This window comes from Nonomuraea sp. LP-02, assembly GCF_036289125.1.
Taxonomy (GTDB): domain Bacteria; phylum Actinomycetota; class Actinomycetes; order Streptosporangiales; family Streptosporangiaceae; genus Nonomuraea; species Nonomuraea bangladeshensis.
On record NZ_JAXCLK010000001.1, the window covers coordinates 6,877,999 to 6,899,720 of the forward strand.

Here is a 21,722-nt window from a genome sequence, read left to right on the forward strand (position 1 = left end):
CTAGCTGGTGCGGTGTGCGAGCCGGTCGGCGAGCACGGTGAGCGCGGCGGCCGCGTCCGGCTTGATCTCGGCCTCGGCCAGTGCCGCGACCGCCTCACGCACCCGGCTCGCGATCATGTCCTCGACCGCGGCGACCGCTCCGGTGTCGCGCAGGATCTGGCGCAGCTCGGCGGCGCGCTCCTCGCTCAGCCCGGGATCGCCGTGCCAGCGCCGCAGGTGCTCGCGCTGGGCGGCCGAGGCGCGGCGCAGGGCCTGCGCGATGAGCACGGTGTGCTTGCCCTCGCGCAGGTCGTCGAGCGCCGACTTGCCGGTCTCGGCGGCCGAGCCGAAGGTGCCGAGGACGTCGTCGCGGAGCTGGAACGCCTCGCCCAGCGGCACCCCGAACCGGGAGTAGGACGCCAGCAGCTCCGCGTCGGCGCCGGCGAGCGCGCCGCCGATCTGCAGCGGCCGCTCCACGGTGTATTTGGCCGTCTTGTAGCGGATGACCGTCAGCGCCTCGTCGACGCTCGCCCCGGCCCGCAGTTGCGCGAGCATGTCGAGGTACTGGCCGCTGATCACCTCGGTGCGCATGGCGTCGAAGAGGTGGTGCGCGGCGCGCAGCCGGTGCGGCTGGATCCCGCAGGACGACAGCATGGCGTCGGACCAGGCCAGGCTCAGTGTGCCGAGCAGGATGCCGCCCGCCTGGCCGAAGACCTCCGCGCCCGGCCCGGCGTGCAGCCGCTCCAGGCTCTTGTGCACGGTGGCGCGGCCCCGGCGCAGCTCGCTGCCGTCCATGATGTCGTCGTGGATGAGCAGGCCCGCGTGGCACAGCTCCAGCGCGGCGGCGGCCGTGATGATCTCGTCGCAGTCGTCGCCGCCCGCGCCGCGCCACCCCCAGTAGCACAGCTGCGGCCGGATGCGCTTGCCGCCGCCGAGCACGAACTCGCGCAGCACGTCGTACGCGACCGCGACGTCGGGATCGGACAGCGGCGCCCGCCAGGTCTCCAGGAACGCGCTCAGGTGGTGGTCGATGCGCGAGCCGAGGCAAGGCTCAGTGAAGCCCAATGGCATGCGCGCGCTCCTTCGATCGATCGGATATCACCAATAGTTACTCACCCAACACTGAGCGTGTAAAGAGTCTGGGGCTGCCCATGACTTCTTCCGTCTCACCAGTAACGGGAGCCGGCCGTCCGTTTAGTGGCTTTTGTAGGGGTATGCGCTGGGCATGAGAGCAGTCACGTGGCACGGTAAGCGGGACGTGCGGGTCGAGGACGTGCCCGACCCGGTGATCAAAGAGCCGAACGACGCGGTCATCAGGGTGACCAGCACCGGCATCTGCGGCTCCGATCTGCACCTGTACGAGGTGCTCGGCCCGTTCATGGCCGAGGGCGACATCCTGGGCCACGAGGCCATGGGCGTCGTCGAGGAGGTCGGCCCGGAGATCACCCACCTCAAGCCGGGCGACCGCGTCGTCATCCCGTTCAACATCTCCTGCGGCCACTGCCACATGTGCGGCATGGAGCTGTACGCCCAGTGCGAGACCACCCAGGTGCGCGAGCAGGGCACCGGCGCCGCCCTGTTCGGCTACACCCGCCTCTACGGCCAGGTCCCCGGCGGGCAGGCCGAGTACCTGCGGGTGCCCGAGGCCCAGTTCGGCCCGATCCGGGTGCCGGACGGCCCGCCGGACGAGCGGTTCGTCTACCTGTCCGACGTGCTGCCCACGGCGTGGCAGGCGGTCGCGTTCGCGGAGATCCCCGAGGGCGGCAGCGTGACCGTGCTCGGGCTCGGACCCATCGGCCAGATGTGCGCCCGCATCGCGCGGCACCTCGGCCACCGGGTGATCGGCGTCGACGGCGTCGCCGCCCGGCTGGAGCTGGCCGCCCGCCACGGGATCGAGGTCATCGACGCGAGCGAGGTGACCGCCGTGCCCGAGGAGATCCGCGCCCGCACGGCCGGCCGCGGCACCGACTCGGTGATCGACGCCGTCGGCATGGAGGCCCACGGCTCGCCCGCCGCCAAGATCGCGCAGACCCTCACCGGCCTGCTGCCCGACGCCCTCGCGGCCCCGCTCATGACCAACGCCGGCGTGGACCGCCTGGCCGCGCTCAACCAGGCCATCGACGGCGTGCGCCGCGGCGGCGTGATCTCCGTCATCGGCGTGTACGGCGGCATGACCGACCCGCTGCCCATGCTCCGCATGTTCGACAAGGGCATCACCCTGCGCATGGGGCAGGCGCACGTCCGCCGGTGGATCAGCCCGCTGATGCCGCTGGTGACCGACGACGCCGACCCGCTCGGCGTCATGGATCTCGCCACCCACAAGATGCCGCTGGAAGACGCGGCAAAGGCGTACGAAATGTTCCAGAAGAAGGCTGACGGGGCCATCAAGGTGCTCCTACGGCCCTGATGGGCGTTTCACCGGGCGGACAGCGGGCAGCGGTGCCTCCATGAGAGTCGTCGTGGTGGGAGCAACCGGGAACGTCGGCACCAGCGTGGTACGCGCGCTGAGCACCGACGAGCGCGTGACCTCGATCGTCGGGGTCGCGCGGCGGCTTCCCGGCTGGCGCGTCGACCGCACGGAATGGCGGCAGGCCGACGTGACCTCCGCCGACCTGACCCGGATCTTCGACGGCGCGGACGCCGTGGTCCACCTGGCGTGGCTGTTCCAGCCGACCAGGGACCCGGCGACCACCTGGCGGGCCAACGTGCTCGGCAGCATGCGGGTCTTCCGCGCCGCCGCGGAGGCCGGGGTGCAGGCGCTGGTGCACGCCTCGTCCGTGGGCGCGTACTCGCCGGGGCCCAAGGACCGGCGGGTGGACGAGAGCTGGCCCACGCACGGGTGGCCGGGAGCCGCGTACGGGCGGGAGAAGGCCTACGTCGAGCGGGTGCTCGACGTCTTCGAGCACGACCACCCGAGCATCCGCGTGGTGCGGATGCGGCCCGGCTTCATCTTCCAGCGGGCGGCGGCCTCGGAGCAGCGCAGGCTGTTCGCCGGGCCGCTGGTGCCGCGGCGGCTGATCGCGGCGGGGCGCATCCCGTTCGTGCCGGACATCCCCGGGCTGCGGCTGCAGGTGCTGCACGCCGAGGACGCGGCCGAGGCCTACCGGCTCGCGGTCGTGCGCGAGGTCAGGGGCGCGTTCAACATCGCCGCGGAACCCGTGCTCACCCCCGGCGACCTCGCCGAGCTGCTCGGCACCCGTACGGTGCCGGTGCCGCGTGGGCTCGCCAAGGCGGCCGTCGCGGCGGCCTGGCGGCTCAGGCTGGTGCCCGCCTCGCCGGGGCTGCTCGACCTCGCCATGCGGCTGCCGATCATGGACACCGACCGCGCGCGCGAGGTGCTGGGCTGGCGGCCGCGGCACTCGTCGCTGGACGCCATGCGTGAGCTGTTCGAAGGACTGCACGACGGCGCCGGCATGGACACCGCGCCGCTCGCCCCCGACGGCGGCCCGGCCGGCCGCGTCAAGGAGCTCGCCTCCGGCATGGGCGCACGCCCGTGACGCCGATCCGCCCCGAGCGCGGAGTGTAATCCCCCTCCTTCAGGGAAGAGGAGGGGGGAACGCGAGGTCCTGAGGCGCGGCCCCGGGTGTCACTACTGACACGGAGGAACGCCATGGACCCTTTTTCCCGGACCGGTTTCCGCCAGGTCCTTCGCCTCGATCTTCCCGATCTGAGCCAGTGCGGTGGAGGCGGCGCGCCTCCCCCGCCCGGGCGCCGGCGCGTCCAGGCCAGGTCGGAGGAGCATGCCATGCGCACCCTTCTGACCCAGCCCTTCACTCTCCAGGACGTGACCAGGCTCCGCCGTACGGTGGCCGAGAAGGCCGAGCACTGCGGGCTGATCGGTCCCCGCCTGGAGGACTTCGTCCTCGCCGTGCACGAGAGCGTGGTCAACGCCGTCGAACACGCGGGCGGGCACGGGCACTTCAAGCTGTGGACCGTGGACGGCGTCATCCGCTCCGAGACCACCGACCGGGGCGAGGGCATCCCCGACGGCTACGTGGCCGGCGACCACCGGCCGTCCGACATGAGCTATGACGGCCGCGGGATCTACCTGATCCGCCGCCTGTGCGACATGGTGGACTTCAGCACCGGCCCCTTCGGCACGACGGTCCGCATCACCATGCGGCTGCCGAAGCCCGCCGGACACGGCACGCGGGGGCACATGCGACGCATCCGGGTCGCGGGCCAGGCCCATCCGCCCGGCCGCTTCACCGCCTGAGCCCGCCGTCCCCAGCGCCGTCCCCAGCGCCGTCCCCAGCGCCGTCCCCAGCGCCGTCCCCAGGGGCCCGCCGCCCGGCGGTGCCCGCTCAGCGGCAGGTAGGGTCGGAAGAGTGAGCCGCGAGCAGCCTTCCCCCGCGATCATCGCCCCGGCCCGGCGCATCGGCCGGCGGGAGTTCGACTTCGCGCGCCAGGTCGCCGTGATGGCGATCGTCAACCGCACCCCCAACTCCTTCCACGACCAGGGCAGCACCTACGCGCTGGACAGCGCCGTCGCGGCGGCCAGGCAGGCGGTCGACGACGGGGCCGACTGGGTCGACATCGGCGGTTTCGCCTTCAGCGCCGCGCAGGCCGGGATCGGCGCCGCCGAGGAGATCGACCGGGTCGCCCCCGTCATCGCCGAGGTCCGGGCCGTCACCGACGCGGTCATCTCGGTCGACACCCACCGCCCCGAGGTCGCGCGGGCGGCGATCGAGGCCGGCGCCGACGTCATCAACGACACCAACGGGCTGCGCGAGCCCGGCCTCGCCGAGGTGGCCGCCGCCACCGGGGCCGGCGTCGTGGTCACCCACAGCCTGGGCGGCCCCGGCCGGCGCGTCTTCCGGCCCAGCTACGACGACGTCGTGGCGGAGGTCGCGGGCTTTCTGCGGGAGCGGGTGGCGTACGCGCTGGAGGCCGGCATCGCGCCCGACAAGATCATCATCGATCCCGGCCACGACCTCAACAAGAACACCTTCCACTCGCTGGAGCTGACCCGCCGCCTGGAGGAGATCACCGCGATCGGCTACCCGACGCTGGTCGCGCTGTCCAACAAGGACTTCATCGGCGAGACGCTCGACCGGCCGCAGGGCCGGCGGACCGAGGGCACCATCGCCGCCAACGTCGTCGCCGTACTCAAGGGGGCGCGGATCCTGCGGGTGCACGACGTGCCCGCGACCGTCGCCGCCGTACGCATGACCGAAGCCGTCCTCGGCTGGCGTGCCCCCCTCGCGCCCAGCCACAATCTGGCGTGAAGGAGCGCGCGTGAGCGACCGCAAGCCGATCGGGATGCCCTTCGAGAGCTGGATCGACCGGCAGATCCGCGAGGCGGAGGAACGCGGGGAGTTCGACGACCTGCCGGGCGCGGGCAAGCCGCTGCCGGGGCTGGACAAGCCGCAGGACGACATGTGGTGGATCAAGCAGAAGGTGGAGAGCGAAGGGCTCGCCATGCCGCTGCCGCCCACGCTGGTGCTGCGCAGGGACGCGGAGGAGGCGCTGCGGGAGGCGCGCGGGGCGCGGACCGAGGCCGAGGTGCGGCGCGTCCTGGAGGCGATCAACGAGCGGATCCGCGAGGCGATCAGGACGGGGCTGTCGGGGCCGCCGCTCAACCTGATGCCGTTCGACGTGGACGAGGAGATCTCGGAGTGGCGGCGCGCCCAGGGGTGATCCCCATGGGACCGGGGCCCGGGCGCGAAGGCCCGGACCCCGGTCCGGTTGGCTGAGGGGCCCGGGTCAGGCGGGTCCCTCTGGCCGGCCGGAGCCCCGGGTCAGGCGGGGTCCCGGCCGGCCGGGTTCAGGTGATCTCAGTTGACCGGCGGGTAGGCGTTCGCCAGCAGCTCGCGGAACTGCGCCGAGAACCACTGGCCGGAGAGCGGCGCGTCCGCCTTGGCGCCGGACATGTTGTTGCCGTTGAGGCTGTTGCCGGTGTACGTGGGGTCGCACATCCGGTCGAACTTCTTGCCCTCGTCGTTCGGGATGTCCCGGCTGGCGCCGTCGGACTCGCCCGGAGGCTTGATCCAGACGTAGGCGTCGAGGCCGGCGACGGGGGCGGCGGTCGGGCGGGCGCCCAGGCCGGCGCCGGCCTGGTTGCACCAGTTGCCGGCGTGGATGCGGCGGTCGATGCGCGAGCCGTTCACGAACTCGTCCACGTTGGTCGAGGTGCTCGGCCCGGACGGGCGGGCGCTGCCGCCCCAGCCGTTGCGCGAGGTGTCGATCAGCATGCCGAGCCCGGAGCGGAAGCCCTTGGCGATCAGGGCGGTGCGCAGGGCGAGGGCGAAGGACTGCTCGTCCACGTAGTAGTTCCAGTCCACCCACTTGGACTGGCGGACCGTGGTGCCGCCCGGGGTGGAGTTGATGGTGAAGTACGGCTCGGTCGTGGCCGAGTAGTTGGCGGTGTTGACGATGAAGCCGTCCACGCTGTCCACGCCGGCGGTGGTGCCGGCGACGGTCTCGTAGAAGAGGTTGACGGCGGGCCCGAAGTTCGAGTCCCAGCCGAGCCACGCGTGGTGGGCGGCGTCGATGTAGGTGTAGACGTTGGGGATGGCGTGGAGCTGGTTGAGCGCGTACCGGACGCCGTCACGGTAGCCGCCGGGGCCGTTGGCCTCGCGGCAGTCCGCGAAGTTGTTGAGGTTGGTGACGAGGTTCGGCAGCGAGTCGGGCTCGATGATGGTGACGATGCGCAGGTTCGCGTAGGCGGGGTCGCGGAGGATGGCCGCGATCGGGTCGATGTACTCCGTCTTGTAGCGGTTGAAGCCGTCCTGGGAGATGCGCAGCTCGCCGTTGGAGGCCAGGGCCGAGCAGTCGCGGTTGGGCAGGTCGTAGATGACGACCTGGATGGTCAGCGGCAGGGAGCCGTTGAGGCCGTCCTGCCGGACGGCTTCGTTCAGGTGGGCGCGCAGGCCCATGGCGCTGCTGGAGCCGGCGATGGCGGCGATGCGGTCCATCCACACGGCGGTGGAGGTGTTCGCGACCGCCGTGCCGCCGGGCTCGGCCGCGGCCTTGGCGCTCCAGTTGGGGTTCACGTAGCCGGTGGCGCCGGCGTACGGGTTCTCCACGTGGGTGGGGGTGGGGCCGCCGTCGTCGTCGGCCTCGGTGGCGGTGACCGTACGCGAGGTCAGGCCGGTGGAGGCGACGGTGAACGTGCGGCTGCCGTTGGCCGTGTCGGAGTCCTGCGCGGCGGCCAGGGTGACCGTCTGCGCGGTGTTCCAGTTCGACGTGGTGAAGGTGAGCGAGGCGCCCGAGCTGACGGTCAGGTCGGTGTCGCCGCTGCCCGCCGTCGTGGTGACGGTCACGCTGGAGGAGGGCTGGGCGGCCAGGCGCACGGTGAACGTGCCGGTCGAGCCCTCGGGCACGGTCACCGAGGTCGGCGTCACGATGATGGACTGCTCCACCGTGGCGTCGTCGTCCACCTCGGTCGCGGTGAGCGTGGCGCCGGTGACGCCGCTGCCGCCGACGCTGAAGCTCGCGGTGCCCGCGATGGTGTCGGCGTCCTGGGCGGCGGCCAGGGTGATCGTCTGCGGGGTGTTCCAGTTGCTCGGGGTGAAGGTGAGCGAGGCGCCCGAGCTGACGGTCAGGTCGGTGTCACCGCTGGTACGGGCGGTGGTGACGGTGACGTTCGAGCTGGGCGCGGAGGAGAGGCGCGCGGTGAACGAGGCCGTCGAGCCCTCGTTGACGGCGATCGAGCTGGCCGACAGCACCACGGTGGGCGTCACCGGCTGGGTGCCGCCGCAGGTCACGCCGTTGACGCTGAACGACGTCGGGTTGGGGTTGGTGCCGGTCCAGGTGCCGTTGAAGCCGACGGAGACCGAGGCGCCGGTCGCGAGGCTGCCGTTGTAGGGCATGTTCGTGCCGGTGACGCGGGTGCCGCTCTGGCTCCAGTTGGCGCCCCAGCCACTGGGCGTGTACTTCTGCCCGGTGGTCGGGTAGTCGAAGGCCAGCGACCACGACGAGATCGGGTCACCGGTGTTCTTCAACGTGATGTTCGCGGTGAAACCGCCCTGACCAGGGCTGCTCGTCCACGAGTTGGCAGAGTAGGTCACGTCGCAGGCGACCGCGGCGTTGGCGGCCGTGCCCTGGCCGACGACGAGTCCTAGGGCCGCGACACTCGCGGCGGTCACGGTCACGGCCCATCTACGGAGGCCGCGTGGGAGTCTCACGAGCGATCATCTCCAGTGCTAGGTGGCTGGGAGCGCTCCCATCGTGAGCCGCCGTCGCAACGCTGTACAGAGGGACGTCCGCGCGCCGCCGCCGGGGGGCCCGCATGCTCCGTGAATGCCCTCTAACGATGATGAAACTTTCATCTAGGGCAGGCAGGTGAGAGGAAACAGAGGGGTTACCGGGCGGGCATTTCGTTGACATACGCCGAAGCACACCCACAATCCCGATTGGGAGCGCTCCCACACCCCTACTCCCTGGAGACCCCGTGAAATTCAGACCTCCGCCCCTTCTGACGCGCTTATCGAGGCGGCTCGCCGTGGCCACGACCCTCGTCCTCGTGGCCGGCGCGACCACGGCCGTGGCGGCCGCCCCCGCCCAGGCCGCGGTCTCGTGCGACGTGACGTACGCGGCCAACTCGTGGACGAGCAGCCCCGGCCAGGGTGGCTTCACCGCGAACATCACGCTGAAGAACACCGGTGACCCCATCACCTCCTGGACGCTCGCCTTCGACTACCCGACCACCGGGCAGAAGTACACGCCCAGCGGCTGGGGCGCCAACTGGAGCCAGAGCGGCACCCGCGTCACCGGCACCAACATGCCCTACAACGGCAGCCTCGGCACCGGTGCCTCCACCAGCATCGGCTTCAACGGGACCTGGACCGGCAGCAACCCCAACCCGACGTCGTTCAGCGTGAACGGCGTCACCTGCGGCGGCGTCGGCAACAACACCCCGCCCACGGTCTCGCTGACCTCGCCCACGGCCGGGCAGACCTTCACCGCGCCCGCCACCGTGCCGATCGCGGCCACCGCCGCCGACGCCGACGGCACGGTCTCCAAGGTCGACTTCTACCAGGGCAGCACGCTGCTCGGCACCGACACCACCTCCCCGTACAGCTACAACTGGACGAACGTGGCGGCCGGCAGCTACTCGATCACCGCCCGCGCCACCGACAACGGCGGCGCGGTCACGACGTCCTCGCCGGTCGGCATCACGGTCTCGCAGAACACCGGCCCGGCCCTGGTCGTCAGCCCGACCACGCTGTCGGTGCCCGAGGGCGGCACCGCGACCTTCGGCGTCAAGCTGTCGCAGGCGCCCTCCTCCAACGTGACCGTCAGCGTGGCCCGCGCCAGCGGCGACGCCGACATCACGGTCTCCGGCGGCGCGAGCCTCACCTTCACGCCGTCGAACTGGAACACCGCGCAGAACGTCACCCTGGCGGCCGCGCAGGACTCCGACACGACCAGCGGCTCGGCCGTGATCCGGGTCAGCGCCAGCGGCTACACGCCGGTCGACGTGACCGTCAGCGAGGCGGACGACGACGTCGGCGGCGACAACACCTACGTGCAGCGCTTCGTCGAGCTCTACAACGAGCTGCACGACCCGGCCAACGGCTACTTCTCGCCTGAGGGCGTGCCGTACCACTCGGTCGAGACGTTCATGGTCGAGGCGCCGGACCACGGGCACGAGACCACGTCCGAGGCCTACAGCTACTACCTGTGGCTGGAGGCGACCTACGGCCAGGTGACCGGCGACTGGTCGAAGTTCAACGCCGCCTGGGCGTCGATGGAGAAGTACATCATCCCGGCCACCGCCGACCAGCCGACGAACTCCTTCTACAACGCGTCCAAGCCGGCGACGTACGCGGCCGAGTACAACTCGATCAGCAGCTACCCGTCGCAGATCGACTCCAGCGTGTCCGTCGGCACCGACCCGCTGGCCAGTGAGCTGCAGACCGCGTACGGCACCCGCGACATCTACGGCATGCACTGGCTGCTCGACGTCGACAACACCTACGGCTTCGGCCGCTGCGGCGACGGCACCACCAAGCCCGCCTACATCAACACCTACCAGCGCGGCCCGGAGGAGTCGGTCTTCGAGACGATCCCGCAGCCGTCCTGCGACACCTTCAAGCACGGCGGCACCAACGGCTACCTGGACCTGTTCATCAAGGACAGCTCCTACGCCAAGCAGTGGAAGTACACCAACGCCCCCGACGCCGACGCCCGCGCCGTCCAGGTCGCCTACTGGGCGCTGACCTGGGCCAAGGCGCAGGGCAAGACCGCCGACGTCTCGGCCAGCGTGGCCAAGGCCGCCAAGATGGGCGACTACCTGCGCTACGCGATGTACGACAAGTACTTCAAGAAGCCGGGCTGCACGAGCCCGTCGTGCGCGGCCGGGACCGGCAAGGACGCCTCGGCGTACCTGCTGTCCTGGTACTACGCGTGGGGCGGCGCGACCGACTCCAGCGCCGGATGGGCCTGGCGCATCGGCTCCAGCCACAACCACTCCGGCTACCAGAACCCGTTCGCGGCCTGGGCGCTCGCCAACGTGGCCGAGCTCAAGCCCAAGAGCTCGACCGGCGCCTCCGACTGGAGCACCAGCCTGAACCGGCAGCTCCAGTTCTACAAGTGGCTCCAGTCCGACGAGGGCGCCATCGCCGGCGGCGCGACCAACAGCTGGGAGGGCCACTACGCCAGCCCGCCGAGCGGCCTGCCGAAGTTCTTCGGCATGACCTACGACTGGCAGCCCGTCTACCACGACCCGCCGTCGAACCAGTGGTTCGGCTTCCAGGCGTGGACGATGGAGCGGGTGGCCGAGCTGTACAACCAGACCGGCAACGCCAACGCCAAGACCATCCTCGACAAGTGGGTGACCTGGGCGCTGGCCAACACCACGATCAACGCCGACGGGACCTACCAGATCCCCTCGACGCTGCGCTGGACCGGCCAGCCGGCCGGCGACTTCAGCTCGCCGAACGACGTCCCGCCGGCCAACCCCAACCTGCACGTCACCGTCGTGGACCACACGACGGACGTGGGCGTCGCCGGCTCGTACGCCAAGGTGCTGATGTACTACGCGGCGCGGGCCAACCACACCGCGGCCAAGAACACCGCCAAGGCCCTGCTCGACGGCGTCTGGAAGAACCGGGACGCCAAGGGCGTGTCGGTGCCGGAGACCAAGACGGACTACAACCGGATCGACGACCCGGTGTACGTCCCGGCCGGCTGGAGCGGCAAGATGCCGAACGGCGACACCATCAACTCCAGCTCGACCTTCATCTCCATCCGCTCGTTCTACAAGAACGACCCGGACTGGCCGAAGGTGGACGCCTTCCTCAAGGGCACCGGCCCCGCGCCGGTGTTCAACTACCACCGGTTCTGGGCGCAGGTGGACGTCGCCGTCGCCCTGGCCGAGTACGGGCGGCTCTTCCCGTGAGATCCGCAAGGAAAGCAGCGCTGATCGCTGCGGCGTCGCTGGTCCTGCCCCTGGTCACAGGGGTAGGGCCGGCGGCCCCCGCCGCCCACGCGGCGCCCGCCTTCAACTACGGCGAGGCGCTGCAGAAGTCCCTGTGGTTCTACGAGGCCCAGCAGTCGGGCGACCTGCCCTCCTGGAACCGCGTCTCCTGGCGCGGCGACTCGGGTCTCAACGACGGCAAGGACGTCGGCCTGGACCTGACGGGCGGCTGGTACGACGCCGGCGACCACGTGAAGTTCGGGCTCCCGATGGCGTACAGCGCCACCATGCTGGCCTGGGGCGCGGTCGAGTACCGCGACGCCTACAGCTCCTCCGGCCAGCTCACCCACCTGCTGAACAACCTCAAGTTCGTCAACGACTACTTCATCAAGGCCCACCCGTCGGCGAACGTGCTGTACGGGCAGGTCGGCAACGGCGGCACGGACCACGCCTGGTGGGGTCCGGCCGAGGCGATGCAGATGGCGCGGCCGGCGTACAAGATCGACGCCTCGTGCGGCGGGTCGGACCTGGCCGGCGAGACGGCGGCGGCGATGGCGGCCTCCTCGATGGTCTTCAGGCCGACGAACGCGGCCTACGCCGACACGCTGCTGACGCACGCCAAGCAGCTCTACACCTTCGCCGACACGGTGCGGAGGAAGTACAGCGACTGCATCACCGACGCCCAGGGCTACTACAACTCCTGGAGCGGCTACAACGACGAGCTGGTGTGGGGCGCGATCTGGCTCTACCGGGCCACGAACGACGCCTCCTACCTGGCCAAGGCCGAGGCCGGCTACGACAACCTGTCCAACGAGCCGCAGAGCACCACGAAGTCGTACAAGTGGACGCTGGCCTGGGACGACAAGTCGTACGGGGCGTACGTGCTGCTCAACAAGCTCACCGGCAAGCAGCGCTACCTGGACGACGCCAACCGCTGGCTCGACTGGTGGACGGTCGGGGTCAACGGGTCGAAGGTGGCGTACTCGCCGGGCGGGCAGGCCGTGCTCGACCGCTGGGGCTCGCTCAGGTACGCGGCCAACACCGCGTTCGCGGCGCTGGTGCACAGCGACTCGATCGGCGACGCCACGCGCAAGGCCCGCTACCACGACTTCGCGGTCCGGCAGATCAACTACGCGCTCGGCGACAACCCGCGCAACTCCTCGTACCTGATCGGGTTCGGCGCCAACCCGCCGAAGAACCCGCACCACCGCACGGCGCACGGCTCGTGGACCGACCAGATCACGAACCCCGAGCAGACCCGCCACACCCTGTACGGGGCGCTCGTCGGCGGCCCGCCCGACCCGAACGACGCCTACACCGACAAACGCGACGACTACGTCATGAACGAGGTCGCCACCGACTACAACGCCGCCTTCACCGGCGCGCTGGCCCGGCTCCACAAGGAGTACGGGGGCACCCCCGCGGCGAACTTCCCGCCCGCGGAGACGCCGGACGGTCCCGAGATCTTCGTCGAGGCGGGCGTGAACGCCTCCGGCACGAACTTCACGGAGATCAAGGCCATCGTCCGCAACCAGTCGGCCTGGCCCGCCCGGGTCCTGTCGGACGGTTCGTTCCGCTACTACTTCACGCTCGACGGCTCGACGACCCTCTCGCAGATCAGCGTGTCGTCGGCCTACACGCAGTGCAAGGCGCCCACCCTCGGCTCGCTGGGCGGCGGCGTGCACTACGTGAACATCGACTGCTCCGGGCAGGTCATCGCCCCGGCCGGGCAGTCGCAGCACCGCAGGGAGGTGCAGTTCAGGATCAGCAGCGCGGGCACGTGGGATCCGGCCAACGACTGGTCGTACCGGAACATCCCCACCACGCCGGGCGCGACGCCGGTCCGCACCCCGAACATCACCCTCTACAGCGGCGCCACCAAGATCTGGGGTGAGCCCCCGGGTCCGGAGGAAGAGGACGACACCCCGCCCAGCAAGCCGGGCAGGCCCGCGGCATCCGGGATCACGGGCTCCACCGCCAGGCTGACCTGGACGGCCTCCACGGACAACGTGGGCGTGTCGGGTTACGACGTCTACCTGGGGTCCACCAAGGCAGGCACGTCCCCGACCGCCTCCTTCGACCTGACGGGGCTCACCCCTTCCACGTCCTACTCGGCCACCGTCGTGGCCAGGGACGCGGCCGGCAACACCTCGCCGCCCTCGGACGCGGTGACGTTCACCACCACGAACGTGACGACGCCGCCCCCGGGCGGCTGCCAGGCCACGTTCAAGGTGACGAACTCGTGGGGCGGCGGCTTCCAGGGCGAGGTGACCGTGAAGAACGCGGGCACCGCGGCCATCACCGGCTGGACGGCCTCCTGGACCTCACAGAACGCCATCACCCAGATCTGGGGCGGCAGGCTCACGCAGTCCGGCTCCGCCGTGACGGTACGGAACGAGAGCTACAACGGCGCCCTCGCCGCCGGCGCGAGCACCACGTTCGGCTTCCTCGCGAGCGGCGCGGCGAGCGTCCCCGACCCGGTGACCTGCACTCCGGGCACCGGCTGAACATTCAGGCCGTCCGCTGCGTATGAGGAGGTGAGGCCACAACTTCATAACCCTGCCCGATGAACCATCCCCGCCCGGATGGGACGGACGCGGTCGATTCCTCCAGTCGGCCGCGTCCGTTTGTCGTTGGGGGTTCAGCCCTGCCTGCGGTTGACCTCCTGCGCGAAGCGCTCGCGGGCGAGGTCGATGAACGACTCGTCGGCGAACTCCTCCTTCAGGGCCTGCGCGTGGTAGCGCTCGGGGATCAGCCGGAGGACGTGGTCCCGGTAGCCGGGTCCCGGCGCGGGCACCCGCACCTGCGGCGGGATGCTGATCTTGACGGCGATCGGGCCGGAGGCGCGTACGGACTGCGCCCAGTCCGTGCCCTCGCCGGTCACCGCGCACAGGTGACGGGCGTAGACCCAGGTGACCTCGACCAGCGACTTCGCGCCCGGCGGTTCGACGCCGAACGGCTCCACCGCGCAGATGACGCGCGTGTCGAGGGTGCCGTGGCCGTGGGCGTGGTGCTCGTCCGGCGAGGACTCCTCAAGGATCTTGGTGACCTGCGCGGAGAGCTCTCGATCGAGCTGCGACGACGGCTGCCTGCCGGCGAAGAACATCACCCCGGCCAGGCTCAGCCCGGCCAGGGTGATGATCGCCGCGATGAGCCCGCGACGGGTTTTGATCACGGGCTGGTGCAGGTCAGGGTCGGGGCGGGGTTCGGGATCGAGCCGGTGGCGTTGAACCCGAACGTGGTGGTGGCGTTGGGGCCGAGCTGGCCGTTGTAAGTGGCGTTCTTGACCTTCACGTTCGGCGGCTGACCGCTCAGCACGCCGTTCCACGGCGAGCCGTCGAAGCCTTGGCCGCCGCCGTAGGTCCAGGAGACCGTCCAGCCGTTCAGGCTGGAGGTGCTGGTGTTCTTCACCGTCACCTCACCCTGGAAGTGGCCGGCCCAGCCGGTGTCGGTGGCCTTCCACGTCGCCGTGCAGGCGCCGTTCGGCGTCGGCGTGGACGTCACCGTCGGCGTGACGGAGGGGCCGGGCGTGCTGCCGCCCGGGCCGACGCCGGTGACCTCGCCGTTGCCGCCGTCGAAGACGACGTCGGAGCAGCTGTAGAAGTTCTCGTTGCTGTCCGAGCGGATCCAGTGCGTGTAGATGATGTGCCGGCCGGTCTTGCCGGACGGGAGCTGGCTGTTCCAGTAGTAGTAGTTGAGCGCGCCGGCCGGGCCGGTGTCCGGCGGGTTGGTGACGCTGCCGAACGGCTCCAGGTCCGACCACTTCAGCGGCCCGTTCGGGTTCCAGCCGTTCTTGGTGATGTAGTAGTTGAACGAGCCGGGGTGCTTGGCCCAGTTGCTGTGCCGCATCTGGATGGTCGCGCCCGAGGTCAGATGGGTCACCGGCCAGTCGGAGCGGACCGCGTTGTAGGCCGAGAAGTCGTACGGCCCACCGGTGCCCCCGCTGCAGAGCTGGCCGTCGGGGATGAACCCGGAGGTGCGGCCGGCGCCGTCGGAGCGCAGCACCGCGAACCAGTTGTAGAGGGGCGTGCTGCCGCTCTGGGCGACGGCGGCCGCGCAGGCGGGGTTGTAGGGGAGGATCTGGCCGTTCTCCCGCAGGCCGTCCTGCCAGCACAGGAAGGTGCGGCCGCCCGGCACCATCATGACGCCGTGCGCCTGTGCGGGGTTGGGTGCGATCAGGATCGTGGTGATCAGAACCAGGACGGCGGCGATCGCCGTCCGCTTCACTGCTTTCATCTGGGCTTTCCCTTGCGCTGACGACAGAGGAAACTGCCCCACGACCCAGCCCGCCCGGCCAGCGCCAGTGAACCACGCGCCGGGCCGTTCCGACAACGTGCCGTGAAACTTTCAGCCGATCATGGTCAGGGTTTCCCCTGGTAGCCGCATAGCGGCAGGTGGTAATTACATGCGCGCTCTTGCCGCTTCACGGAACGCCGGGAAGCCTCCCTGTTGGGAGCGCTCCCACATATCCTGTTCTCCGAGAAGCGGGAGCCACATGTCATGAGGTACGCGCACACCCATCTGCTCATCGGGGCGATACTGGCGCTGCTCGCCGGCTGCCTGATCGCCGCGCCCGCCCAGGCCGCCCCGGTGCTGTGCGGCAAGTACGCCTCCACCACCGTCCAGAACGGCCGCTACGTCGTCATGAACAACGTGTGGGGCGCCGACACCGCCCAGTGCATCGACGTCAACCAGAACGGCGGCTTCACCGTCACCCAGGCCGCGCACAACAAGCCCACGAACGGCGCCCCGGCCTCCTACCCGGCCGTCTACGCGGGCTGCCACTACGCCACCTGCAGCACCGGCAGCAACCTGCCGATGCAGGCGAGCTCGCCGTCGTTCGGCTCGCTGCGCACCGCCGTGAGCATGACCTACCCGAGCGGCGGCGTGTGGGACGCCGCCTACGACATCTGGTTCGACCCCACCCCGCGCACCGACGGCCAGAACACCGGCGCCGAGATCATGGTCTGGCTCAACCACATGGGCTCGATCCAGCCGGTCGGCTCCCCGATCGGCACCGTCAACCTGGCCGGCGGCACCTGGCAGGTCTGGTACGGCAACATCGGCTGGAACGTGATCTCGTACGTGCGCACCTCGCCCACCGCCTCGATCGACTTCACGATCGACACGTTCCTGAGCGACGCCATCGGCCGCGGCTACGCCCAGCGCTCGTGGTACCTCACCAGCGTCCAGGCCGGCTTCGAGCCCTGGGTCGGCGGCGCCGGTCTCGCGGTCAACTCCTTCTCCTTCGGCTCGGGCGGCTCGAGCGGCGGCGGCTGCACGGCCGTCGCCACCACGCAGTCCCAGTGGCAGGGCGGCTACGTCATCCAGCCCGTCACGGTGACCAACACCGGCTCGGCGACGAAGAACGGCTGGGCGGTGACGTTCACGCTCCCCGCCGGCCACACGATCACCGGCTCGTGGAACGCGACCCTCAGCGTCAGCGGCTCCACGGTCACGGCCAGGAACGCGAGCGGCAACGGGACCCTCGCGCCGAACGCCTCGACCAGCTTCGGCTTCCAGGCGACCAGGCCGGGCGGCAACTCGCAGGTGCCGAGCGGTTACACCTGCGCGTGAGATCCGCGCGGGCGTGCTTGAGCGAGGGGCACGGGCCGCGCGGAGGAGGGGTACGGCTGGTGCTGCCGTACCCCTCCGCCAAAATCAATCCGCCAAGCGCTGGTCAGTCCCTTTCCATCGCCTGCTCGATGTCGTCGAGCCGGGCCTGCAGCTCGCTCAGGCAGGCCGGCGCGAGCCGGCCCTCCCGCAGCCGGTCGGAGAGCTTCTGCCGCAGGTTCTGCGTCGTGGTCCCGTACGGCCCGCGCGGCACCACCGTGGACTGGAGCACCTGCTTGAGGTCGAGGACGACGTCGGCGTCGGTCGCGCCGCACGGCGTACGGGCCTCCAGCGCGCTCTGGAACTGGGTGACCGCCTGCTCCACCGTGACGGACGTGGCGGGACTGCTCTCCATGTAGCGGGCGGTGGCGCCGGCCGTCGGCTCGGCGACCACCCGCTCCTGCTGCTGTTGCTGCGGCGGCGGCGTGGCGGACGGTTGCTGGACGGCGGCCCGCTGGATCCCGGTCTGCTGGAACCACAGCAGCGCCGAGAGCGCGACCGCGGCCGATCCCACCACGGTCACGCCCCGGCGTACGTGCCGGCTCAGGGTGGCCGAGCCCAGCGCGGAGTTGAGCCCGGCGACGATCTCCGCCGCCGTGGGCCGCTCCTCCGGCCGGTGCGCGAGGCAACGCTGGCAGAGCGAGGCCACGGCGTGCGGCACCCCGGGGACGCGCGGCGGGGGAGACGTGCGGCGGGCCGCCTCGATCTCCTCCCACGTGGTCTCCGGGTACGGCGTGCTCCCCGTGAGCATGGTGTGCAGCAGCACACCCAGGGCGTAGACGTCCACGGCGGGGTGGGTGGGCGCGCCGAGCAGGCGTTCGGGGGCGACGTACGGCGGGGTGCCGCGGTCGTCCTCAGGGTCGCCGGCCCATGCCGCGATGCCGAAGTCGAGCAGCTTCGGCCCGTCGCCGGTGAGCAGCACGTTCTCGGCGGTGACGTCCCGGTGGACCAGGCCGCGCGCGTGCCCGGCCATGAGGACGCGCGCGAGGCGGAGCGCGATGGCCGCCGCCTCGGTCCACGGCAGGGGCCCCTGCTCGATGCGGTCGGCCAGCGGCGTGCCGTCGAGCAGCGGCATCACGACGTAGGCCGCCAGGGAGCCGTGCGGGGTCACGGTCTCCCCGTAGTCGTAGATCTCGATGGTGTCGGGGTGGAGGAACCTGGCGGCGGCACGGGCCTCGCTGCGCACGCTCACCCGCTCACCCTGGTCGGTGTGCAAGGAGGCGGTGAGCACCTTGACCGCGATCATCCGGTGCAGTGACTGGTCGAAGGCACGCCAGATGATCGACATGCCGCCTCTGGCCAGCGGATCCAGCAGCAGATACCGCCGGGCCAGAACGTCCCCTGGCTCAAGCCGACTCACGGACGACCAGTTCCGTGGGCAGGACGGGGTCCACTCCCGCCGCCCCCGTGAGGAGCAGCCGGGTGGCCACCGTGGCCAGTTCCTCGACGGGCTGGCGGATGGTGGTCAGCGCGGGCATGGTGTGCTTGGCCACCGGCGCGTCGTCGAACCCGATGACCGCGACGTCGGCCGGCACCTTGCGCCCGGCCCTGCGCAGCGCCTGGATCGCGCCCGCGGCCATGAGGTCGGAGGCGACGAACACGGCGTCCAGCCCTGGGGCATGGCGTAACAACCACTGCATGGCATGGGTGCCCGAGGCGGCGGTGAAGTCGCCGTAGGCCACCGGCACGTCGGGGGCGCCGGCCGCCTGGAGGGTGCGGACGAGCCCTTCGAGCCGGTCGCGGGCGGCCGGCAGCGATGGTGGGCCGCCGATCGCGGCGACGTTGCGGCGGCCGGTGAGGAGGAAGTGCTCGGCCGCCTGCCGTCCGCCGTCGAGGTTGTCGACGTCGGCGTACGGCAGTTTGAGATCGTGGGGCGGACGGCCGATGTTACGGACCGGAATGCCCGAGGTGGACAGTTTGATGGCAAGGGGATGCCGTTCGCGCGCCCCGATGATGAGCACCGCGCCGGACAGCGCGGGAAGGATCGAGGAGGTGGGGGTGACGGTGGTCACCATGAGGTGGGTGCCGTGCTCGGCGATCACCGCGCCGGCGGCGGACAGGAGCCTGGCGTAGTAGGGTTCGGAGAACAGTCGGGGAAGGTGGTCACAGATCACGGCGGTGACGCCGTCGGCGGTGGTTTTCGCTGCCGCCCCCCTGGGCGCCCGATGGCGGACGTAACCCATCCGGGAGACGGCGTCGTAGACTTGGCGGCGGGTCGAGGTACTGACCCGCACCGAGCCCGTGAGGACTCTTGAGGCGGTCGCGGGGGAAACCCCGGCAGCGGCGGCCACCTGTGCCAGTGTGGGCTGCTCGGTCATGGAGCACCTCGCGGAAAGATCCTGGGAGCGCTCCCAACGTTACCAACGTTTCGCCGTTGTTAATAGGGCCTTTGCTGAGAGTGCGTCCCGTTGTGCGGACGCATCCGGAATTTGCGGAGCTAGCGGCGGTGGTAACCCTCGGAGTTTTTGTTCCGAGGGTTGATCACCGGCATATTTCCATGTCCGTTTTGTCGTATCCGACCTTTTTGAAAAGAATCCTTATCGATCAGCCGTCCTCGCCGCCGAAGCGGACGTCGAAGCCGTCGCCGTCGTCGCCCTGCTCGGGCTCGACCGGCTGACGCGGCTGGCAGCTCGACCCGCACCCGCCGAACCTGGAGCTGTTGACCGGGGTGAAGTCCGTCGGCGGGACGCCCTTCAGCGCCGCGATCATGGTGTCCTTCCAGATCGGGCCGGGGATGGAGGCCCCGAAGACCGAGCCGTAGTAACGGCCGCCGATCGTGATGTTGTTGAGCTTGTGGTTGACCGCGCCCCGCGGGTCACCGATGCTGACCGCGCCCGCGAGGTCCGGCGTGAACCCGGCGAACCAGGCGGTGGCCTGCGAGTCGGTGGTGCCCGTCTTGCCCGCCGCCGGACGGCCGATGCCGCCGACGCCGCGCATCGTGCCCTTGGTGAAGACGCCCGACAGGATGTTCGCCGCCGCGTCGGTCACCTCGGGGTCGATCGCCTGCTTGCACTTCGGCTTGTACGTCGTGACCTTGCCGTTGCGGTCCTTGATCGAGCTGATCGCCATGGGCGCGCAGTACTTGCCGCGCGCGCCGATCGCCGCGTAGGCGTTGGCCACGGTCACCGGGTCCATCTCGTTGATGCCGAGCGTGAACGTGGAGAATTCCTGCAGGGGCAGGCCGTCGGAGCGCTTGATGCCGAGGCTCTTGGCGGTCTTCACGACGCTGCAGAGCCCCACCTTCTGCTCCAGCATCATGAAGAAGGTGTTGACCGAGCCCCAGGTGCCGGTCGCCAGCGACTTGAAGCCGCCGCCGCCCTCGTCGTTGGTGACGGTGTGGCTCGGGTCGGCGATGTTCTCGCCCTTGCAGTTCTTGAACGTCGAGTAGTAGGGGGCACGGTAGCCGCTGCCGACCGTGAACCCGTCGTTGATCTTCATGCCCTGGTCGAGCGCGGTCAGCAGCGTGAAGGTCTTGAACGTCGAGCCGGCCTGGAAGCCGACGCCGCCGCCGTGCACCGCGTCGGCGACCACGTTGTACGACATTTCCTTCTTGCGCTTGTTGGTGCCGTACGCGCGGCTGGCCGCCATCGCCTTGATCGCGCCCGTGCCCGGCTGGACCAGCGCCTCGGAGGCCACCGGGTTGTCGCTGGCGAAGACGTGCTTCTTGATGGCCTGCTCGGCCGCCTTCTGCATCTTCGGGTCGATCGTGGTCTTGATCGTCAGGCCGCCGCGGTTGAGGAACTGCTCGCGGGCCTTGGCCGTCTTGCCGAAGTCGGAGTTGCTGAGGATCTCGTTGCGCACGTACATGCAGAAGTACGGGTATTTGCTGGTGCCGCAGCCGCCGGGGATCGGGGTGCCCTTGTAGCCGAGCTTTCTGGACTTGGCCGCGTCGGCCTCCTCCTGCGTGATCTTCTTCAGCTCCGCCATCCGGTTGAGCACCACGTTGCGCCGGTCGAGCAACTTCGCGCGCTGCTTCTTGCCCAGGTTGGGGTCAGTGGCGTTGGGGTCCTGCACCGCGCCGGCCAGGGTGGCGGCCTGTGACAGGGTGAGCTTGGAGGCGCTGACGCCGAAGAAGCGCTGGGCCGCCGCCTCCACGCCGTACGCGCCGGCGCCGAAGTAGGCGATGTTGAGGTACTTCTCCAGGATCTCGTCCTTGGTGTACTTCGCCTCGACGGCCATCGCGTAGCGCAGCTCCTTGAGCTTGCGGGCGTAGCTGGCCTCCAGCGCGGCGTTCTTCTCCTTCTCGCTGGTCGCCGAGTTGAGCAGCACCTGCTTGACGTACTGCTGGGTGATCGACGAGCCGCCCTGGGCGATGCCGCCGGAGGCGAGGTTCTTGGCCAGGGCGCGCATGGTGCCCTCGATGTCGATGGCGCCGTGCTCGTAGAAGCGGTAGTCCTCGATGGAGATGATGGCCTTCTTCATCACCTCGGCCACCTGGTCGAGCGAGACCGTCTTGCGGTACTGCTCGTAGAACCAGGCGATCTCGTTGCCGTCGGCGTCGAGCACGGTGGTCTGCTCCGCCAGCGGGGGCTCCTTGAGCTCCTCGGGTTTGATGCCCAGATCCTCCGAGGCGCCGACGAACATGGCTCCCGTGCCACCTACCGCGGGCAGTGCGATGGCCGCGGTCACCACGCCGGCCGCCACCGCCGCCGCGGTGAGACGCGCGATACCTGACAAGCGGGAACCCATGCGGAAATTCCTCCCCTTCGTGGCAATAGGGTGCATCCTAAACCCGGGCATGGCGTGCTCCATGTAAAAACGTTGG

General features: G+C 70.3%; 15 protein-coding genes. 8 read left to right on the forward strand and 7 right to left on the reverse strand.

The features are described 5' to 3' along the window. Positions 1-1,050, reverse strand: coding sequence for a polyprenyl synthetase family protein (locus SMD20_RS32410; protein ID WP_329588609.1), 1,050 nt, complete (start codon positions 1,048-1,050; stop codon positions 1-3). A 154-nt stretch (positions 1,051-1,204) separates the two neighbouring features. On the opposite strand from SMD20_RS32410, the gene SMD20_RS32415 reads away from it, so the two are divergent. The 5 genes from SMD20_RS32415 (at position 1,205) to SMD20_RS32435 (ending at position 5,619) form a co-directional block, all read left to right on the forward strand. Continuing rightward, positions 1,205-2,386 carry a zinc-dependent alcohol dehydrogenase gene (locus SMD20_RS32415; RefSeq protein ID WP_329588611.1) on the forward strand — a complete coding sequence of 394 codons (1,182 nt, stop codon included), beginning with the start codon at positions 1,205-1,207 and terminating at the stop codon, positions 2,384-2,386. A gap of 40 nt (positions 2,387-2,426) precedes the next feature. Then, positions 2,427-3,476: an NAD-dependent epimerase/dehydratase family protein gene (locus tag SMD20_RS32420; RefSeq protein ID WP_329588613.1), complete on the forward strand. Its 1,050-nt coding sequence runs from the start codon at positions 2,427-2,429 to the stop codon at positions 3,474-3,476. A 248-nt stretch (positions 3,477-3,724) separates the two neighbouring features. Further along, a complete protein-coding gene (locus SMD20_RS32425; RefSeq protein WP_329588615.1) occupies positions 3,725-4,195 on the forward strand; it encodes an ATP-binding protein in 471 nt (156 codons plus the stop codon). A 112-nt stretch (positions 4,196-4,307) separates the two neighbouring features. Continuing rightward, on the forward strand, positions 4,308-5,207 hold the full coding sequence (gene folP, locus SMD20_RS32430) for a dihydropteroate synthase (protein WP_329588617.1): 900 nt from the start codon (positions 4,308-4,310) through the stop codon (positions 5,205-5,207). A gap of 10 nt (positions 5,208-5,217) precedes the next feature. Further along, complete coding sequence (locus SMD20_RS32435; RefSeq protein ID WP_329588619.1) at positions 5,218-5,619, forward strand: J-domain-containing protein; 402 nt, start codon at positions 5,218-5,220, stop codon at positions 5,617-5,619. Between the two features lie 137 nt (positions 5,620-5,756). Here the strand turns inward: SMD20_RS32435 and SMD20_RS32440 are convergent, their stop codons facing one another. Further along, complete coding sequence (locus SMD20_RS32440) at positions 5,757-8,075, reverse strand: glycoside hydrolase family 6 protein (RefSeq protein ID WP_329588621.1); 2,319 nt, start codon at positions 8,073-8,075, stop codon at positions 5,757-5,759. Between the two features lie 350 nt (positions 8,076-8,425). Between SMD20_RS32440 and SMD20_RS32445 the strand changes: the two genes are divergently transcribed. Both SMD20_RS32445 and SMD20_RS32450 read left to right on the forward strand, forming a co-directional pair. Beyond that, positions 8,426-11,326 carry a glycoside hydrolase family 48 protein gene (locus tag SMD20_RS32445; RefSeq protein ID WP_329588623.1) on the forward strand — a complete coding sequence of 967 codons (2,901 nt, stop codon included), beginning with the start codon at positions 8,426-8,428 and terminating at the stop codon, positions 11,324-11,326. Next, positions 11,269-13,851 carry a glycoside hydrolase family 9 protein gene (locus SMD20_RS32450; protein WP_442942616.1) on the forward strand — a complete coding sequence of 861 codons (2,583 nt, stop codon included), beginning with the start codon at positions 11,269-11,271 and terminating at the stop codon, positions 13,849-13,851. Before SMD20_RS32445 ends, SMD20_RS32450 begins: the two co-directional genes overlap by 58 nt. A gap of 134 nt (positions 13,852-13,985) precedes the next feature. On the opposite strand, the gene SMD20_RS32455 is transcribed toward SMD20_RS32450, so the two are convergent. Beyond that, positions 13,986-14,519 carry a hypothetical protein gene (locus SMD20_RS32455; protein WP_329588626.1) on the reverse strand — a complete coding sequence of 178 codons (534 nt, stop codon included), beginning with the start codon at positions 14,517-14,519 and terminating at the stop codon, positions 13,986-13,988. Then, the gene (locus SMD20_RS32460) at positions 14,516-15,580 is read right to left on the reverse strand and encodes a lytic polysaccharide monooxygenase (protein ID WP_329588628.1); all 1,065 of its coding nucleotides are present in this window, start codon (positions 15,578-15,580) and stop codon (positions 14,516-14,518) included. The genes SMD20_RS32455 and SMD20_RS32460 overlap by 4 nt, the downstream gene beginning before the upstream one ends. A gap of 264 nt (positions 15,581-15,844) precedes the next feature. Between SMD20_RS32460 and SMD20_RS32465 the strand changes: the two genes are divergently transcribed. Further along, the gene (locus SMD20_RS32465; protein ID WP_329588629.1) at positions 15,845-16,921 is read left to right on the forward strand and encodes a GH12 family glycosyl hydrolase domain-containing protein; all 1,077 of its coding nucleotides are present in this window, start codon (positions 15,845-15,847) and stop codon (positions 16,919-16,921) included. 103 nt (positions 16,922-17,024) lie between these two features. Here SMD20_RS32465 and SMD20_RS32470 read toward each other — a convergent pair whose 3' ends face one another. The 3 genes from SMD20_RS32470 to SMD20_RS32480 all read right to left on the reverse strand — a co-directional run bounded on the left by SMD20_RS32470 (position 17,025) and on the right by SMD20_RS32480 (position 21,646). Further along, on the reverse strand, positions 17,025-18,317 hold the full coding sequence (locus tag SMD20_RS32470) for a serine/threonine-protein kinase (RefSeq protein WP_329588630.1): 1,293 nt from the start codon (positions 18,315-18,317) through the stop codon (positions 17,025-17,027). Beyond that, on the reverse strand, positions 18,304-19,275 hold the full coding sequence (locus SMD20_RS32475; RefSeq protein WP_329588631.1) for a LacI family DNA-binding transcriptional regulator: 972 nt from the start codon (positions 19,273-19,275) through the stop codon (positions 18,304-18,306). The genes SMD20_RS32470 and SMD20_RS32475 overlap by 14 nt, the downstream gene beginning before the upstream one ends. A 226-nt stretch (positions 19,276-19,501) precedes the next feature. Continuing rightward, a complete protein-coding gene (locus tag SMD20_RS32480; protein ID WP_329588632.1) occupies positions 19,502-21,646 on the reverse strand; it encodes a transglycosylase domain-containing protein in 2,145 nt (714 codons plus the stop codon). Between the last annotated feature and the right edge of the window lie 76 nt (positions 21,647-21,722).

Bases quoted from the DNA above. Each gene is read 5' to 3' on its own strand.
- SMD20_RS32415 (WP_329588611.1), top strand. From the start codon at position 1,205: ATGAGAGCAGTCACGTGGCACGGTAAGCGGGACGTGCGGGTCGAGGAC.
- SMD20_RS32410 (WP_329588609.1), bottom strand. From the start codon at position 1,050: ATGCCATTGGGCTTCACTGAGCCTTGCCTCGGCTCGCGCATCGACCAC.
- SMD20_RS32425 (WP_329588615.1), top strand. From the start codon at position 3,725: ATGCGCACCCTTCTGACCCAGCCCTTCACTCTCCAGGACGTGACCAGG.
- SMD20_RS32460 (WP_329588628.1), bottom strand. From the start codon at position 15,580: ATGAAAGCAGTGAAGCGGACGGCGATCGCCGCCGTCCTGGTTCTGATC.
- SMD20_RS32475 (WP_329588631.1), bottom strand. From the start codon at position 19,275: ATGACCGAGCAGCCCACACTGGCACAGGTGGCCGCCGCTGCCGGGGTT.
- SMD20_RS32420 (WP_329588613.1), top strand. From the start codon at position 2,427: ATGAGAGTCGTCGTGGTGGGAGCAACCGGGAACGTCGGCACCAGCGTG.
- SMD20_RS32465 (WP_329588629.1), top strand. From the start codon at position 15,845: ATGAGGTACGCGCACACCCATCTGCTCATCGGGGCGATACTGGCGCTG.
- SMD20_RS32480 (WP_329588632.1), bottom strand. From the start codon at position 21,646: ATGGGTTCCCGCTTGTCAGGTATCGCGCGTCTCACCGCGGCGGCGGTG.